Origin of the sequence: Algibacter ulvanivorans (assembly GCF_048381495.1) — a bacterium.
Taxonomy (GTDB): Bacteria; Bacteroidota; Bacteroidia; order Flavobacteriales; family Flavobacteriaceae; genus Algibacter_B; species Algibacter_B ulvanivorans.
Genome location: NZ_JBLWGD010000006.1, coordinates 240,190 through 258,370, shown reverse-complemented (window position 1 = coordinate 258,370; position 18,181 = coordinate 240,190). Strand labels below are relative to the sequence as shown.

At 34.0% G+C, this 18,181-nt stretch carries 12 protein-coding genes and 1 tRNA gene; 8 read left to right on the top strand and 5 right to left on the bottom strand.

Annotation, left to right across the window (positions count from 1 at the left end; translation table 11 throughout):
- Positions 1 to 39: 39 nt before the first annotated feature.
- Positions 40 to 1,269 (top strand): metallophosphoesterase, encoded by a 1,230-nt coding sequence (locus tag ACNG5D_RS14650; protein ID WP_418184278.1) that lies wholly within the window; start codon positions 40 to 42, stop codon positions 1,267 to 1,269.
- 149 nt (positions 1,270 to 1,418) lie between these two features.
- Positions 1,419 to 1,715 (top strand): thioredoxin family protein, encoded by a 297-nt coding sequence (locus tag ACNG5D_RS14645; protein ID WP_418184277.1) that lies wholly within the window; start codon positions 1,419 to 1,421, stop codon positions 1,713 to 1,715.
- A 133-nt stretch (positions 1,716 to 1,848) separates the two neighbouring features.
- Here the strand turns inward: ACNG5D_RS14645 and ACNG5D_RS14640 are convergent, their stop codons facing one another.
- Together ACNG5D_RS14640 and ACNG5D_RS14635 are read right to left on the bottom strand one after the other, a co-directional pair.
- Positions 1,849 to 2,505 (bottom strand): polysaccharide deacetylase family protein, encoded by a 657-nt coding sequence (locus tag ACNG5D_RS14640; protein ID WP_418184276.1) that lies wholly within the window; start codon positions 2,503 to 2,505, stop codon positions 1,849 to 1,851.
- A gap of 12 nt (positions 2,506 to 2,517) precedes the next feature.
- Entirely contained in the window at positions 2,518 to 5,829 is a 3,312-nt protein-coding gene (locus ACNG5D_RS14635) for a glycosyltransferase family 117 protein (protein WP_418184275.1), read from the bottom strand.
- Between the two features lie 188 nt (positions 5,830 to 6,017).
- On the opposite strand from ACNG5D_RS14635, the gene ACNG5D_RS14630 reads away from it, so the two are divergent.
- Positions 6,018 to 6,090, top strand: a tRNA-Gln gene (locus ACNG5D_RS14630).
- A gap of 54 nt (positions 6,091 to 6,144) precedes the next feature.
- Here ACNG5D_RS14630 and ACNG5D_RS14625 read toward each other — a convergent pair.
- Entirely contained in the window at positions 6,145 to 7,242 is a 1,098-nt protein-coding gene (locus ACNG5D_RS14625) for an endonuclease/exonuclease/phosphatase family protein (RefSeq protein ID WP_418184274.1), read from the bottom strand.
- A 154-nt stretch (positions 7,243 to 7,396) separates the two neighbouring features.
- The gene (locus tag ACNG5D_RS14620; RefSeq protein ID WP_418184273.1) at positions 7,397 to 8,221 is read right to left on the bottom strand and encodes a universal stress protein; all 825 of its coding nucleotides are present in this window, start codon (positions 8,219 to 8,221) and stop codon (positions 7,397 to 7,399) included.
- Between the two features lie 136 nt (positions 8,222 to 8,357).
- On the opposite strand from ACNG5D_RS14620, the gene rimP reads away from it, so the two are divergent.
- From rimP to infB, 3 genes are all read left to right on the top strand, one after another.
- The gene (rimP, locus tag ACNG5D_RS14615) at positions 8,358 to 8,819 is read left to right on the top strand and encodes a ribosome assembly cofactor RimP (protein WP_418184272.1); all 462 of its coding nucleotides are present in this window, start codon (positions 8,358 to 8,360) and stop codon (positions 8,817 to 8,819) included.
- Between the two features lie 11 nt (positions 8,820 to 8,830).
- Entirely contained in the window at positions 8,831 to 10,063 is a 1,233-nt protein-coding gene (gene nusA / locus ACNG5D_RS14610; RefSeq protein WP_418184271.1) for a transcription termination factor NusA, read from the top strand.
- A 79-nt stretch (positions 10,064 to 10,142) separates the two neighbouring features.
- On the top strand, positions 10,143 to 12,911 hold the full coding sequence (gene infB, locus ACNG5D_RS14605; RefSeq protein ID WP_418184270.1) for a translation initiation factor IF-2: 2,769 nt from the start codon (positions 10,143 to 10,145) through the stop codon (positions 12,909 to 12,911).
- Between the two features lie 81 nt (positions 12,912 to 12,992).
- On the opposite strand, the gene ACNG5D_RS14600 is transcribed toward infB, so the two are convergent.
- Complete coding sequence (locus ACNG5D_RS14600) at positions 12,993 to 13,385, bottom strand: SPOR domain-containing protein (protein ID WP_418184269.1); 393 nt, start codon at positions 13,383 to 13,385, stop codon at positions 12,993 to 12,995.
- A gap of 304 nt (positions 13,386 to 13,689) precedes the next feature.
- Between ACNG5D_RS14600 and ACNG5D_RS14595 the strand changes: the two genes are divergently transcribed.
- Entirely contained in the window at positions 13,690 to 14,982 is a 1,293-nt protein-coding gene (locus ACNG5D_RS14595) for a c-type cytochrome (RefSeq protein ID WP_418184284.1), read from the top strand.
- An 82-nt stretch (positions 14,983 to 15,064) separates the two neighbouring features.
- Positions 15,065 to 18,160, top strand: coding sequence for a TAT-variant-translocated molybdopterin oxidoreductase (locus ACNG5D_RS14590; protein ID WP_418184268.1), 3,096 nt, complete (start codon positions 15,065 to 15,067; stop codon positions 18,158 to 18,160).
- Positions 18,161 to 18,181 lie beyond the last annotated feature (21 nt).

Below are 18,181 nucleotides of genomic sequence, written 5' to 3'. Positions count from 1 at the left end.
TTTAGATTTCTTAACTGTTATATTTGATAAAAAAAACATATGCTACGTTGGGTAATATTTATTGTGTTCTATTTATTTATAAGTTTTTATGGTTTTCAAGCTATTAAAACAGTTACCAAAAATATTTGGATTCATTATTTGTTTATTGCTGTAACACTTTTAGTAGCAGGAAATTTTATAATTCAGTTTACTGTTTATTCCGAAGGGCGAGTTTTAAACCCAACAAAAAGTTATGCTTTTGGGTTTTTATTAGCGTTTATGTCATTTAACTTAGTATTGGTACCTATTTTGTTAGGCGAAGATATATTAAGGTTTGTATTAGGTGTTTATGATAAAATAGTAACTAAAAACGAGACGTTTTATTTGCCATCAAGACGTAAGTTTATTAGCCAAGTAGCATTAGGTTTGGCAGCCATACCTTTCTCGTCGCTATTATATGGAATGTATCGTGGCAAATACCGTTTTAGAGTTTTAAATTACACGTTACATTTTGAAGATTTACCAGATGCTTTTGATGGTTATAAACTTTCGCAAATTAGCGATATTCACTCTGGAAGCTTTGATAATAAAGAGAAAATAGAATATGCTGTAAACCTTATTAATAAGCAACAAGCCGATGTTATATTTTTTACTGGCGATATGGTTAATAATAAGGCAACAGAGATGGACCAATGGAAGTCTGTTTTTAAAACCTTAAAAGCAAAAGATGGCGTGTATTCGGTTTTAGGTAATCATGATTATGGCGATTATGTAGAGTGGCCAACAAAACAAGCCAAACAACAAAACCTAGAAGATTTAAAAACCATCCAAAAAGAAATGGGCTTTAATTTACTTTTAAACGAAAGCCGATTTATTGAAAAAAACGGACAACGAATTGCCATTGTTGGTGTAGAAAATTGGGGGAAAGGCGGTTTTAAAAAAGCAGGCGATTTAAAAAAGGCAGCGCAAAATATTAATGCTAACGATTTTAAAATACTATTAAGCCACGACCCATCGCATTGGGAAGAACAAGTAATTCAAGACAATTATTTGTATCATTTAACATTAAGCGGCCACACACACGGCATGCAGTTTGGTATAGAAATACCTGGCTGGATAAAATGGAGTCCCGTAAAATGGCGATATAAATATTGGGCAGGAATATATAAAGAAATGGGGCAATACATTAATGTTAACAGAGGTTTTGGTTATTTGGGCTACCCAGGGCGAGTTGGCATATGGCCAGAAATAACTGTAATAGAATTAAAAAAGGGCACAGTAAATGCTTAACCCATTTTTAAGGTTACTATTTTAACTAAAAAATGTTTATTTTTATAAACATATACAGTAAAAAAAGCAATATAATACTGTGATAATTTGTAATATTAAAAAATTACGTAGGTTTGTAATAAGTGCACTTGACTAATAAATAAAAAAATATGTCAAAATTTGGGGAACTTATAGATGTAGAAATTCCAGTTTTATTAGATTTTTACACCGAATGGAATGATCAAACAGAGCCAATGCATCTTGTTTTAAGAGATGTTGCTGCAGCTTTAGGCGATAAAGCAAAGGTTATTAAAATTGATGTAGAAAAAAACCAAGAATTAGCAGAAGCTTTAAGAGTTAAAACCTTGCCAACACTAATAATATATAAAAATGGCGAAATGAAATGGCGCCAAAGTGGAGAGCAAGACGCCAATACACTTATTAGTAAAATACAAGAATACATGTAGTTTTTACATTAATAATTAGGGCGTTACCACAAGGGTCGGGCTTTCACTACTCGCTACCTCCTGCGTCGGCGAGCTCAAACATACCGTTCAATCCCTAACGCGTTACAGAAAAACAAAATATATATTTAGTTACTTAGATGTTTAAAGCTTTAAAACAATACCCTTTTTTGCTATAAAAATCTAAAACTCTAGGCAAAGCATATGTCATATTTTTACTAGCCTTTACACTATCATGAAAAACAATAATACTACCTTTGGTAGTTTTAGTAAGTACGTTTGCCAAACAGTTTTCTGGTGTTACAGAATTATCCCAGTCAAAAGATAAAACATCCCACATAATTATTTTATACCCCAGTTCTATAAGTTTTTTGCCTTGTTTTGGTGTTATTTTTCCGTAAGGAGGCCTAAAGAGTTTGGTGTTATTTTGGCTTTTAATTGCTATAGCTCTAGATTCAATTATATTTTGTGCTTTGGCAATGTTTTTTAAATACGCTTCGGTTTTTGTTTTCCAGCCTTTAATGTGGTTATTTGTGTGGTTTCCAATAGCGTGCCCACTAGTTATAACATTCTGGAAAATTTCAGGATGTTTTTCAATATTATTGCCAATGCAAAAAAATGTAGCTTTAGCATTGTATTGCTTTAAAGTTTTTAAGGTCCAGTTTGTTATTTCTGGAGTTGGCCCATCATCAAAAGTTAAATAAATATTTTTTTTTTGCGTAGGTATATCCCAAACGTAATTGGCTAATAATTTTTTAGCAATTAAAGGTGTTTTTATTGGTGTTAACCTCACGTTTATGCTTTGTTAATTCGAGCTATCACTTTCAATTTGTAATCCGCTATCAACAGGAATATCTATATCTGTTTTTATGGTTTCTTCAGGCTCGTCCTCACCATAAAAATGTTTAAAAGCTCTTAAATAGTTATTAAAAATATCACCTTCGGTTTCAGCAAATTTAATATCATATCGAATTAAAACATCTACTAAAGCTTTGTAGCGTTGTATATCGGTATAAATATCTTCAAACAAACGTTCTTGATTGTCAATTTTTAAACTACTGTAATAGCTTAAATTTTCTTGGTATTTTTTAGATACATCTTTAAATAGGCGTTGTGCTTTTTCTTTGTTTCCAACTTCGTAATAAGCGCCAATAAAAGGTTCAAGAAGTGTGTAATAGCCAAAGTATTCAACAGGCATGTTTGTCATGGCTATATCTGCTATTTCTTCGGCTTTATCAAGTTTACTTTCATTAATTAGCTGTTCTGTTAAACGTGCTAAATTTCCTCTGTATGTAATGGAGTTTCTACGTGTTTCAATATCATGGTAAATATCTGGACTTCCGCTATTGCCCCAATCCCAGTTTTTAACTTTTTCGTACATTAAATCACTATCAACGCGTCCCATATCAAAAGGGTTGTTTCTATCAGTAGGTGTTTTTATAGGTACTAATTTGTAACACATACCATCTAGTTGCAAGTAGTCTTTCATCCAAATATAATCATCATCGCCAAAACTTCCTCCAGTAAAATATATAGGGCGTTTCCAGTCGTTATTGGCAACAATGTCTAACATGAGTAAACGGTTTTTGTAAAGCGCACCTCCGGATATTTCAAAATTAATTTCCGAAACAATTTTATTGGCATCTTCAGGTTTTACAATGCCGTATTTTAAAGCATTTTCTTTGTTAACAGGTATGCGTAAATGTGGTGTAGGTAAATAGGTGGCGTTAGCATCTTGGCTTCTAACATTGCTTAGGTCTACGCCTCGTTGTTGTAGTACATATTTGTATTTAGTTTTTGGGTTGTTGCTACCTACAAAATCTAAAAACTGTTTAACGTTTAGGGTGTCGTTAATTACGGGTTGAATTATTATATAATCGTTAGTACCGTATTTGTATAAATCGTGTGTTAATTGAGATGGTACAGGGTCGCTCTCGTAGGCTTTGCGTTTCATTTGATCTATATACCAATCGGTTTGAAATAAACTGGTGTTAACGACACGAACATCTGTTCTGTAGCCTTCAATTTCTTGGGCGTACCAAAGTGCAAAAGTATCATTATCTCCAATGGTGAAAAGGATGCCGTTTTCGGCACAAGAATCTAAATACATTTTTGCCATAGATCTAGCGGTGTATTTATTAGACCTGTCGTGGTCGTCCCAATTGTTGGCAGCTAAAATTCCTGGTACAAGAATAAGGCATAGTACAGTAATAATAGGAGCGGCTATTTTTTTGGGGATATATTTTTTTAGGGTATCGTAAATGGCGTAAACACCAAAACCAATCCAAAGTGCAAACACGTAAAAAGAGCCTACAACCGAGTAATCACGTTCGCGAGGTTCAAATGGTCGTACATTGGTGTATACTTGAATTGCAATTCCTGTAAAGAGGAAAAATACAAGCATTACCCAGAATAGTTTTTTGTTTTTATTAAATAAAAAGAAAAAACCAATAAGACCAAGAATTAAAGGTAAAAGGTAGTATGTGTTTCTTGCTTTGTTATTTTTAACATCGCTTGGTAAGTTGTCCTGAGGCATGCCAAGGTGCCATTCGTCTATGGGTTTTATACCAGATATCCAATTGCCATGATTGTCGTATCTTCCTTGAATATCGTCTTGTCTTCCAGAAAAGTTCCACATAAAATAACGCCAGTACATATAGCCTAATTGATATTCAAAAAGGTAAACAATATTACTAGCTAATGATGGTTTTTCAATATCAATATAGTCTTTAAATTGTTTTAAGAAGTTGTTGTAATCTTCATAATCGATATTACCTTGAGCAACATCATTTCTAAAATTTGAAACAGCAGAGCGTAGCTCGTTTTCCATTTGGTAGTCTGGCTTTAATTTAAAATTTAAAAATCCAGAAAACATCATGTAGTTTTCGGCATGTTCGCTACTCCACATTCTTGGTAATATAGAAGCATGTTTCGAGTTATAGTTTTGTTTGGCGTTTTTCCAGTCGTTAACAACAACATATTTGCCCTTTGTTTTGTCTTTTTCGTATTTAGGTTTATCGTCTATATAAGGGTTGTTTTCGTCTAAATATGCATATTGGTCTGTAAACTGAGGGCCGTAAAACAAGTGGGTTTCTGGGTATTGTTCTAAATTATAATATGCTAATAATTCTCTGGCACTAGAAGGATTGTTTTCATTAATAACTACATTAGCATTGGCGCGAATAGGAAGCATTAACCAAGTAGAAAATCCGATTATTACAAAAGTTAAACAAAGTATACTTGTGTTTAAATGCGTGTAATTTTTTTGACGTGTATATTTTAAAGCATAAAAAATTATGGTTACTAAAGCTAAGCCAGCTATAATAGAACCAGAATTAAAAGGTAGCCCAACGGTGTTAACAAAAAACAACTCGAACGCACTAAAAATTCTAAGAATGTTAGGTGCTAATAATTTAAATACAAAAAGTAAAACACCAACGGAAGCCACATTGGCAATAATAAAATTTTGAATGGTAATGGTTTTGTAATTTTTAAAGTAGTATATAAGCCCTATGGCAGGAATGGTTAATAATCCCATAAAGTGAACTCCAAACGATAAACCAATAACAAAGGCAATTAATATTAACCAACGGTTACCACGAGGTTTATTCATGTCTTGTTCCCAACGAAGTGCGAGCCAAAATAAAACAGACATAATTAATGTTGCCATGGCATATACCTCGGTTTCTACTGCGTTAAACCAGAAAGAATCGGTAAAAGTAAAAGCTAAACTACCAACAAATGCGCTGCCCAAAATGGCTATAGTTTTGCCTTGAGGTATTTCTGTTTTATTAACAACAAGTTTTTTAAGAAGTAGAGTAATTGTCCAAAACATAAATAAAATGGTAAATGCACTAGCAACAGCACTCATCATATTTAGCATAAAACCAACTTGTGAAGGTTCTAGAGCAAACATAGAAAAAAAGGCTCCCATCATCTGGAATAACGGTGCGCCTGGTGGGTGTCCAACTTGTAATTTAGCCGAGGTTAAAATGTATTCTCCAGCGTCCCAGAAACTAACTGTAGGTTCTACGGTTAAACTATATGTTATAAGCGCTATTAAAAAAGAAAGCCAACCTAAAAAAGTGTTCCATTTTTTATAGTTTACATGTGCCATTTTTATCTGTATTTATTTGCTTTGGCGAATTTAATAATAAATATGAAATGAGACATAACTATTTAGTTAGTCTTAACATATGTGATTGAGTCTAATTTTAAAAAAACGTAAAATATTCTAGATTATTTTTTTAAAAAAAACTTGTGAAAAGATTTTTTTGTATTAAATTTGCACCCTCATTACACGAATGGCCTATGGTGTAACTGGCAACACGTTGGTTTTTGGTACCAAAGAGTCTAGGTTCGAGCCCTAGTGGGCCAACATTAATTTAAAACCCTTGCTTTTAGCAAGGGTTTTTTTATTTAGTTATTTAGCTTATAAATATCGTCTTAGGTAATCGTCAGAATAATCTACTTCTAACTCCATCCAAATTGGTAAGTGGTCGGACATTTCGTAGGTTGTCCAGTTTTTATAGGATCTTGCCCAGTTGGTATAAGGTGCTTTGTTGTGTTTAAACCTAATGTTTTCTACAATTTTCTCGTAATGATTTAAAAATTCTGTGGCACTAGGTCTGTATTTTCCATTAGCTAAATCAGTTGTTGTTAAAGGCGTTGCTTCTTTAGTGGGGTGTGGGCCAAAAACGGAATGACGCCAATCGAATGTTCCGTGTCGTAATAATCGTGTTTTACTTCCTGCTTTACCTTTTTCGGTAAATGCCATTTGGTCAAACCATTTGTTGCCACCCATATTGGTTGGACCAAAATCTGGAGCTGTTAGCTTAGAGTTTTTTAGGGCTTGCATGATTTTATCGTTTTTCTTTTCAATATTCATGTCTCCAAGAAAAATATGAACTTGATCTTCTTTTTTGGCTCGTTTTACTAATATATCAGCTATAGATTTTATTTCTGCAGCGCGCATATCTAAATCATTGCCATAAATAATATGAGCAGAACAAAGCGAGAATTTAAACCAGCCAGCTTGAAATGAAGCAAAAAAGGGCGATCTAGCTACTTGTTCGCCAGCAATTAAGGTTTCTTTAGGTAAAACAATTTCGCCAATTAAATTACGGAAAATAACACGATTTGTATTGTAAACAAAAGCCATACGTTCGTTATTTCCGCCTTTGTGTATAGAAACATCTGAAACAAAGAAATCCCAACTTGGCCCTAGTAATTTTACAAGGCGCCTAAGAGGTTCTAAATCATTTTTAACTTCTTGAATGGCACAAACATCAAAATGATCAATAATTTCTGCAATGTAATGGTAGCTTTCATCTAGTCTGGGTATACCGTTATCAAATGCTCGAATATTCCAAGACCCTATTATAAGTGAGTTAGGTTGTCTATCCTTTTTTATGTGGTTGTGTAAATCGTGACGAAGCGTTAAGAGTCTAGAAGCAATCCATGCTGCTTTGTTTGGGTAATCTAGCTCGGGGTGTTTTTTATAATACTTTAAAGAATGGTAAAAAGCCATGGCATAATATTATTAATTTAAGTTTTGTATAAAAATAGTAAGGTGTTAATTTAATTCTATTGAAAAATACTAGAAATAGTAATAAAGTAACCGGTAAAACTGTAAATAATTTTATTTAAACCAGATGTTATTCTAAAAGCAAAAACGATTATGCTTAAATTTTAAAAGTAATAACAGGGCGCTTTGCATGGTTAACCAAATCTTCACTAATGCTACCGTTAAAAAAATGCGAAATACCCTGTCTGCCATGAGTACTCATGCCTATTAAATCGGCATGTATGGATTGAGAAAAATTCATAATTCCTTTTTCAATAGTAGTGTCATTATAAATATTCATGGTGTAATTATTAAAGTCTGCCGAGTTTGCAAAACTTTGCATGCGCTCATTAGCACGATTAGACGTAATAAACTTATTAGGTGTATTAACAATGAGTAAATGTATTTTCGAGCCTAATATCTTAGCAAATTTAATAGCCTTGTTATATGCATATTTACTTTCTTCTTTAAAATCAGAAGCAAATACAAAGTTTTTTACATTAAATGTTTCGTGTTCCTTTTTAACAACAAGTACAGGGGTTTCAGATGTTCTTACAACTTTTTCGGTATTACTTCCAATAAGCATTTCTTTTAAACCGCTAACACCGTTTGAGCCCATAATAACTAAATCTATATTATGTTTTTTGCAGTTATGAAAAATACCTTTAAAAATCTCATTAAAATCTACAGTTTCGTAAACTTTAACATCATGTAAGTAACTTTTGCTTAAAATACTTTTAAATTTTTTATGAGCCAATTTCATAAAAAACATAGCTTCAGGTAATTCGCTATGCGAACTCATAGCATCAACCTCGTGTAAGGGTATTTCAATAAGATGCAATAGGTATATTTCGGCATTATGGACTTTAGCTAAATTAGCTGCCACCTTTAAAGCGTGTTCAGCTTGATCAGAAAAATCAGTAGGTACTAGTATTTTTTTCATAATAAGCAAGCATAGTTATACCTAAATTTATGAAAAAATCCTTTAAAAATCAATAAAATGTTATATATTTGCAGCGTTGAAAGGCAAAATTAAAGAATATGAGGGGACGAAAAGTCCCCTCTTTTTATACTTATAAATGTTTAAAAATAAAGTTACAGAATTACTTGATGCGGCGTTAGTTGAACGTTCAGATTTGTTTTTAATTGATTTTTCAATCAATTCAGAAAACCACATAAAAGTAATAATTGATGGCGATAACGGGGTTTTAGTAGAAGATTGCATGTTTGTAAGTAGAGCTATAGAGCATAATTTAGACAGAGAAGAACTCGATTTTTCTTTAGAAGTTATGTCGGCAGGAGCAGCCTCACCATTAACACATAAAAGACAGTATAAAAAAAATATAAAAAGAACGCTTAGTGTAAGAACAAGTTCAGAAAATATAGAAGGAACACTTACAGAAGCCACACAAGATATTATCAAATTAGAGTGGAAAGTTAGAGAGCCAAAACCCGTTGGAAAAGGCAAAGTAACTGTAAAAAAGGAAGCAAACATTCCTTATGAAAATATTGTAGAAGCAAAAGTTATGATTAAATTTTAATTTAAAGAGTTATGGAAAATATCGCGTTAATTGAATCTTTTTCAGAATTCAAAGATGATAAGCTAATTGATAGGGTAACGTTAATGGCCATTTTAGAAGATGTATTTAGAAGTGCCCTTAAAAAGAAATTTGGAGATGATGATAATTTTGATATTATTGTAAACCCAGATAAAGGCGATTTAGAAATATGGAGAAATAGAGTTGTTGTAGCTGATGGAGAAGTAGAAGAACCAAATCAAGAAATTTCATTAACTGCAGCTCGTAAAATTGAGCCAGATTTTGAAGTTGGCGAAGATGTATCTGAAGAAGTAAAGCTTATTGATTTAGGGAGACGTGCTATATTAGCATTACGCCAAAATTTAATTTCTAAAATTCACGAACACGACAATACTATAATCTATAAGCAATTTAAAGATTTAGTAGGAGAAATATATACAGCAGAAGTGCACCATATTCGCCACAGAGCAGTCATTATGCTTGATGACGAAGGAAACGAAATAGTATTGCCTAAAGACAGACAAATACCATCTGATTTTTTTAGAAAAGGAGATAATGTAAGAGGTGTTATTGATAGTGTAGAACTTAAAGGCGCAAAACCAACAATAATTATGTCTAGAAGCTCGCCAAAGTTTCTAGAAAAATTATTCGAACAAGAAATACCAGAAGTATTTGATGGTTTAATAACCATTAAAAATGTAGTAAGAATTCCTGGTGAAAAAGCCAAAGTAGCTGTAGATTCTTATGATGATAGAATTGATCCTGTAGGAGCCTGTGTAGGTATGAAAGGTTCAAGAATTCATGGTATTGTACGTGAGTTAGGAAACGAAAATATAGACGTAATAAACTATACAAACAACTTACAACTATTTATTACCAGAGCATTAAGCCCAGCACGTGTAACGTCAATTAAATTAGACGAAGAAAATAAACGAGCAGAAGTAATACTAAAACCAGAAGAAGTAAGTAAAGCTATTGGTAGAGGAGGACATAATATTCGATTAGCGGGGCAATTAACTGGTTACGAGATTGATGTGTTTAGAGAAGGCGCAGAAGAAGATGTAGAATTACGAGAATTCTCAGACGAAATTGAATCTTGGATTATAGAAGAATTTAGCAAAGCAGGATTAGATACTGCTAAAAGTATATTAGAGCAAGATATTAACGACCTTGCTAAAAGAACAGACCTAGAAGAGGAAACAATTCTAGATGTTATCAGAATTCTTAAAGAAGAATTTGAAGAATAGTAAATAAAAGTGCAGATTTGCATGATATTATGCTTTAATTTAGTATAATATTTATATTTGAGTATTTTAAAGGCGATTTATGGCTGAAACAATTAGATTAAATAAAGTATTACGTGAGCTTAACATCTCTCTTGATCGAGCAGTAGAATTTCTAGATTCTAAAGGTGTCGAAATAGAGAAGCGTCCAACTACAAAAATTTCTGAAGAAACCTATAACCTTCTGTCAGATGAATTTGAAACAGATGCTAATAAAAAAGTGAAGTCTCAAAAAGTAAGCGAAGCTAAGCTAAAAGAAAAGGAAGATTTACGTATTAAGCGTGAAAAAGAATTAGAGGCAAAGCAAAAAGCACAAGAAGCCAGAGAAAGAGCTAAGCAAGAGGAAGTAGTAAAAGCTTCGGCAGAACTTTCAGGACCTAAAACTGTTGGAAAAATAGATTTAGACTCAAAAAAGAAAGCAGAAGATAAACCTGCAGAGCCTAAAAAAGTAGCTCCAGTAGAGGTGAAAAAGGAAGTAAAAGAAGAGGTTAAAAAAGAGGTTGTAAAACAACCAGAAACTCCTAAAACAGAACCAAAACCTGAAAACAAGGAGAAAGAAAACGAACCTTCAAAACCAAAACCAAAGCAAGTTATTGTTGATGGCGAGTTAGTTACCCCAGAAGAAAAAGTAACAACACAATACAAAAAACTTACAGGGCCAAAAATAGCTGGCGATAAAATAGATTTATCACAGTTTAACAAGCCTAAAAAGAAAAAAGAAGATAAAAAGCCAGATGCAAAAGGTGGAGACGCTAATAAAAGAAAACGACGTAGAATAAGCAAAGCCGGTGCACCTAACTCTGGAAATAATAATAGACCAGGAGGAGGAAGATCGGGCGGCAATGATCGTTTTAAAGGAAAACCAGGGCAAGGGCGTCGTAACATAGTAAAAGAAGAACCATCAGAAGAAGATGTAAAAAAACAAGTGCGAGAAACCCTTGAAAAACTACAAGGAAAATCTAACAAAGGTAGAGGCGCTAAAAATAGAAGAGAAAAAAGAGACAAGCATAGAGAGCAATCTGAAATCGATCAACAAATTGAAGCGGCAGAAAGCAAAATCATTAAAGTAACCGAGTTCGTTACAGCTAGTGAAATGGCCACGATGATGGATGTTGGAGTAACCGAAATTATATCGGCATGTATGTCGCTTGGAATGATGGTTACAATGAATCAACGTTTAGACGCAGAAACACTATCTATTGTTGCAGAAGAATTTGGTTTCCAAGTAGAGTTTGTTACAGCAGATATAGAAGAATCTATAGAAGAAGTTGAAGATAAACCAGAAGACTTAAAATCTAGAGCGCCAATTGTAACAGTAATGGGGCATGTCGATCATGGTAAAACATCATTACTAGATTATATACGTGAAGAAAATGTAATTGCAGGAGAGTCTGGAGGAATTACACAACATATTGGAGCCTACGGAGTGCAATTAGAAAACGGACAAAAAATAGCGTTTTTAGATACACCAGGTCACGAAGCCTTTACAGCTATGCGTGCTCGTGGTGCTCAAGTAACAGATATAGCTATTATTGTAGCAGCAGCAGACGATGATATAATGCCGCAAACTAAAGAGGCTATTTCGCATGCTCAAGCTGCTGGCGTACCTATTGTATTTGCTATTAACAAAATAGATTTACCTGCTGCAAACCCAGATAAAATAAAAGAAGGACTTGCTAATATGAATTTATTAGTAGAAGATTGGGGAGGTAAAGTGCAATCGCACGATATTTCTGCAAAAATGGGTACAGGTGTTAAAGAATTATTAGAAAAAGTATTGTTAGAAGCCGAATTATTAGAGCTTAAAGCAAACCCAGATAAACCTGCCGTTGGTACTGTTGTTGAAGCGTTTTTAGATAAAGGTCGTGGTTACGTATCTACCATACTTGTACAAGCAGGTACATTAAAAGTTGGAGATTATGTTTTAGCAGGGCAGCATAGTGGAAAGGTAAAAGCTATGCATGACGAGCGTGGAAACGATGTTGCAGCAGCTGGACCATCTACACCAGTATCTATATTAGGTTTGGATGGCGCACCTCAAGCGGGCGATAAGTTTAACGTATTTGCAGACGAGCGTGAAGCAAAACAAATAGCTTCAAAACGTGCACAATTACAACGAGAACAATCTGTTAGAACACAACGCCATATTACTCTTGATGAAATAGGACGCCGTATAGCCCTTGGAGATTTCCAAGAGCTAAACATTATTCTTAAAGGTGATGTTGATGGTTCTGTGGAAGCATTAACAGATTCTTTCCAAAAACTATCTACTGAAGAAATTCAAGTAAATATTTTACATAAAGGTGTTGGTGCTATTACTGAAAGTGATGTGTTATTAGCATCGGCTTCTGATGCCATAATAGTAGGATTTAATGTACGTCCAGTTGGTAATGCAAGGGCTATAGCAGATAAAGAAGAAATTGATATTAGAACATATTCAATTATCTACGATGCTATTAACGACCTTAAAGATGCCATGGAAGGCATGTTGTCTCCAGAGCTTAAAGAAGAGGTTACTGGTACTGCCGAAATAAGAGAAATATTTAAAGTATCTAAAGTAGGAAGTATAGCTGGTTGTATGGTAACTAATGGTAAAATACTTAGAAACTCTGGTATTAGATTAATTAGAGATGGAGTTGTGGTTTATACAGGAGAATTAGCATCGTTAAAACGATTTAAAGATGATGCTAAAGAAGTATCTAAGGGATACGACTGTGGTATGCAAATAAAAAATTATAACGACATTAAAGAAGGAGATATAATAGAAGCTTTCCACGAAGTTGAGGTTAAAAAGAAATTAAAATCATTATAAATAAAAAAAGCGAACCAAATGGTTCGCTTTTTTTATTTATAATATGCCAACTTTAAGGACGACATTATAGTTTGTAAAATATTATTTTTTTTTGGGTTTAAAAATAAAAGCGTGAGGGAAAGCTCTTTTTATTCTTTTTAAAGCTCTGTCAGCTTCTAAACGCGTTCTAAAATTACCTGCCCAAACTTTAAAGTTTGGTGTTTCATATTGCATACTTGAATGCCAATCGCCAAAAGTATTTTTAAATTCTTTTTGGGCTTCATAAGCACCAGACCTATTTCCAGAGTACACTTGTATTTTGTAACGCTCTGGGCTAGTTTCGTTTTTATTCAGCTCTTTTTTTAAATCTAGCAAAACGGTAATGTGTTTATCTTGATTAATTACCATATGGCCTTCTTGCGAATAACTAAATGTATTATTTAGAACAATACATAAAAAACTAAAAAAAATAATTTTAAAATTTTGTGATTTCATAAGTCTGTATATCTTTCGTTTTTTAATCGTTTGTAACATATTAATAATCATTATGTAATATCAGTTTCAATTAATAACGAGCTGTTATGTTTTAATTAATTTTATACAAATGTATACGTTATAAACTTAATTGTGGCTCTTTTTGTTATTTAGAATCCCTCTAAATTAATAATTAACACTTCTGTAACATTTATAAAATGGACTTTTAATATTACTTTTGCGAGAGATTTTTTTAACTGAATTTTTTCCATTTATTGTAATGAAAAAATCATACCAAAGTTTAGAAGTTAATTTAACCAACAATATGAGAAAGGTGATTCACCGTAAATTAAGCACAAACATTCTTCGTTTAAGCTTAGTTTTTTTACTAGCATTTACAACGGCTCTTTCTGCTCAAGAAGGAGATCCAGCAAAAGGAAAATCATTATTCAATGCCAATTGTGCTGCTTGTCATCAATTAGATAAAAAAATGACAGGTCCTGCGTTACGTCATGTAGAAGCGCGTTTAGATGAAGAGCAAGGTTTGGATCGTTCATGGATTCAAGCTTGGATTCGTAATAGTGCTGGTGTTATTAAATCTGGCGATGCTTATGCTAACAAGATTTATAACGAGTATGGTGGTGCGGCAATGACAGCGATGCCTCAGTTGTCTGATGAGGATATAAGCCATATACTTGCTTATACCGCTGAAGAGAAAAAGGCTCCCGAGCAAGCAGCAACTCCAGTTGCAGGAACAGAAACTAATGGTGAGTCTGCTGGTATTTCAAATGAAATTATTTTAGGGGCTTTAGCTATTTTATTTATGTTATTAGCTGCTGGGTTGTATTTGGTAAACAAAACTTTGCGTCGTTTTGCAAATGCTCAAGGTATCGATTTGCCAGAATCTTCAGAAAGAACACCATTATGGAAAGCTTTTGTGCAAAATCAATTTTTAATGATTGTGGTTGCAATATTCTTTTTGCTTTCAAGTGCTTATTTTGTTTATGGGTACTTATCTCAAATAGGTGTAGATCAAGGTTATCAGCCTGTACAGCCAATTCATTTCTCACATAAAATACATGCTGGAGATAATGGGATAGATTGTAAATATTGTCACTCTTCTGCAAGAGTTAGTAAAACATCTGGTATTCCGTCGTTAAATGTTTGTATGAACTGTCATAAATCTGTTTACGAGTATAATGGAGAAACATCGCCAGAGTATTCTAAAGAATTCTATGATGGTGAAATAAAGAAATTATATGCAGCTGCTGGATGGGATGATGCGGAGCAAAAATACACAGGAGAAGCCCAACCTGTAAAATGGGTACGTATTCATAATTTGCCGGATTTTGCATATTTTAATCATTCACAACACGTAACAGTAGCTGGTGTAGAGTGTCAAACATGTCACGGTCCTGTAGAAGAAATGGAAGTTATGTATCAGCACGCACCACTAACTATGGGTTGGTGTATTAACTGTCATAGAGAAACAGATGTAACTGTAAAGGATAATGCGTATTATACAAAAATACACGAAGAGTTGTCTAAAAAGTACGGTGTAGAAAACTTAACAGCTGCTCAAATGGGTGGTCTAGAGTGTGGTAAATGTCATTACTAATAAATTAGTTAAGTAATGTGTTTGTTTTCGCTAGTGCGGAAAAATTTTAAAAAAAAATTAAGAAGTAATTCAATTATATAATATGTCATCAAACAAGAAATACTGGAAAAGTGTTGAAGAGCTAAACGAAAATAGCTCTATTGTTGAGACGCTAAAACAAAACGAGTTTGTAACAGAAATTCCTACAGATGAATTTTTAGGTGATAAAGAGACATTGGAGGAAACAACTACAACGCGTCGTGATTTCTTAAAATACGTAGGTTTTAGTACAGCAGCGGCTTCATTAGCAGCTTGTGAAGGTCCTGTTAAAAAAGCTATACCTTACGTAGTGCAACCAACAGAAATTATTCCTGGTGTTGCTAACTATTATGCAACTACAATTGCTGATGGTTTTGATTTTGCTAGTGTTTTAGTAAAAACACGTGAAGGTCGTCCAATTAAAATTGAAAATAACACAATGGCAACTACCAATGGTAGTGCAAATGCTAGAGTTAATGCTTCGGTTTTAGGATTGTACGATAGTTTAAGAGTTCAAGGGCCTAAAAAAGGCAACGAATCAATCTCTTGGAGTGATTTTGATGCAGAAACCACTCAAAAGTTAACTAGTATAGCTGCGGCAAACAAACGTATTGTATTATTAACACAAACATATGCAAGTCCTTCAACAAGTAAACTTATTTCAGAGTTTAAGGACAAGTATGGTAATGTTAGTCATGTTGTTTACGATGCAGTTTCAGAATCAGCAGCTCTTGATGCTTATCAAGCAAAATATGGTGAACGTGGTTTAGCTAATTACGATTTTTCAAAAGCAATGACTATAGTGTCTGTTGGAGCAGATTTCTTAGGAGATTGGCAAGGCGGGGGTTTTGATTCTGGTTATTCAAAAAACAGAGTTCCAGACCATGGTAAAATGTCAAGACACGTACAGTTTGAGTCTAACATGTCTTTAACAGGAGCCAATGCAGACAAGCGTGTGCCGTTAACACCAACAGAGCAAAAAATAGCGTTAGCAAAACTATACAGCTATGTGGTAGGTGGTTCTGTTTCTGGAACATTACCAGAACACATAGAAGATGCCGTTAAAAAGGCAGCTTCTCAACTTAAAAAGGCAGGAAGTAAAGGTGTTGTGGTTACAGGAATTCAAGATGTAAACGCACAAACTGTAGCTTTAGAAATAAATGAAGCTTTAGGAAGTAAAGCATTTGATAAATTAACTCCAATAAAAACTAGACAAGGTAGCGATACTGCAGTTGCTAGATTAGTTGGTGATATGAAAGCAGGCCGCATTGGTGCGCTTATCATGAGTGGTGTAAATCCAATGTATACTTTGCCAAATGCTTCAGATTTTGCAGAAGGATTAAAAAAAGTAGAATTATCTGTAGCGTTCTCTATGAAAGTAGATGAAACGTCTTCGCAAACACAATATATTGCAGCAGCACCACATTATTTAGAATCTTGGGGTGATGTTGAAATTAAGAAAGGGCATTATGCGTTAACGCAGCCAACAATACGCCCTTTATTTGATACCAGACAGTTTCAAGAGGCATTATTAAAATGGAATGCTAACGATGTATCTTACCATAATTATATTAAAGATACTTGGGGAACTGGAGTTTTAGCAGGAGGTTCTTTTAACAAAGCATTACACGATGGTGTTTTTGTTGGAGCATTAGCAACTAAAGTAGAAGAGACTTCAAATGCTGAAGATACAGCTGAAGCCCCTTCAGGAAATGCAGCTAGAGCTTTAGCAACTTCTGCAAAGGCAGTTTCTGGTTTAGAGTTAACCTTATATACAAAAGTAGGTATGGGCGATGGCCAACAAGCCAATAACCCATGGTTACAAGAGTTTCCAGATCCATTAACTAGAGCGTCTTGGGATAATTACTTAACTGTTTCTAAATCTGATGCAGATGCTTTAGGTTTAATAAATAAACATGTTGCTAACGGCGCATTAAATGGTAGTTATGCTAATGTAACAGTAAGCGGAACAACTATAAAAGTGCCAGTAATGGTACAACCAGGACAAGCAAAAGGTTCAGTTGGTTTAGCATTAGGGTATGGGAAAACGTTAGGTTTAAAAGAAGAAATGCAAACAGGTGTTAATGCTTATGCATTTTATCAAAACTTTAATAAAGTACAAAACGTAACTGTTGAAGTTGCAGCTGGCGAACACGAATTTGCTTCTGTTCAATTGCACAACACATTAATGGGGCGTGGCGATATTATTAAAGAAACTACTTTAGAGATATTTAATACAAAAGATAAAAAATACTGGAATGCAGTTCCTGTTGTTTCTTTAAATCATGAAGAAACACCTGTTACTTCTCCTGAAGTTGACCTATGGGATGAGTTTGATCGCTCAGTAGGACATCACTTTAATTTAGCAATCGATTTGAATGCTTGTACTGGATGTGGAGCCTGTGTAATAGCTTGTCATGCAGAAAATAATGTGCCTGTTGTTGGTAAAACAGAGGTGCGTAGAAGCCGTGATATGCATTGGTTGCGTATTGATAGATACTATTCATCTGAAGAATCATTTGAAGGTGATAATGAAAAGAAAGACAATATTTCAGGCTTAGGAAGTTCATTAAGTGAGTTTGGCGAAATGGAAAATGCTTCAGAGAATCCTCAAGTAGCATTCCAACCAGTAATGTGTCAGCATTGTAACCACGCGCCTTGTGAAACTGTGTGCCCTGTGGCAGCAACGTCTCACGGACGTCAAGGTCAAAACCATATGGCTTACAACCGTTGTGTAGGTACTAGATATTGTGCAAACAACTGCCCTTATAAAGTGCGTCGTTTTAACTGGTTCTTATATAATGGTAATGATGAGTTCGATTATCATATGAATGACGATTTAGGACGTATGGTGTTAAATCCAGATGTGGTAGTGCGTTCTCGTGGTGTTATGGAAAAATGTTCTATGTGTATTCAAATGACACAGAAAACGATTCTTGATGCTAAACGCGATGGACGTGAAATTAAAGATGGAGAATTCCAAACAGCTTGTTCTGCAGCTTGTAGTAGTGGAGCAATGCGTTTTGGAGATATCAACGATAAAGAAAGTAAAGTTGCAAAACTTTTAAAAGATGACCGTATGTATCACTTATTAGAACATGTTGGTACCAAGCCTAACGTGCAGTACCATACTAAAGTGAGAAATACAACTGAAGCATAAATTTAATTAAAGAATCAATTA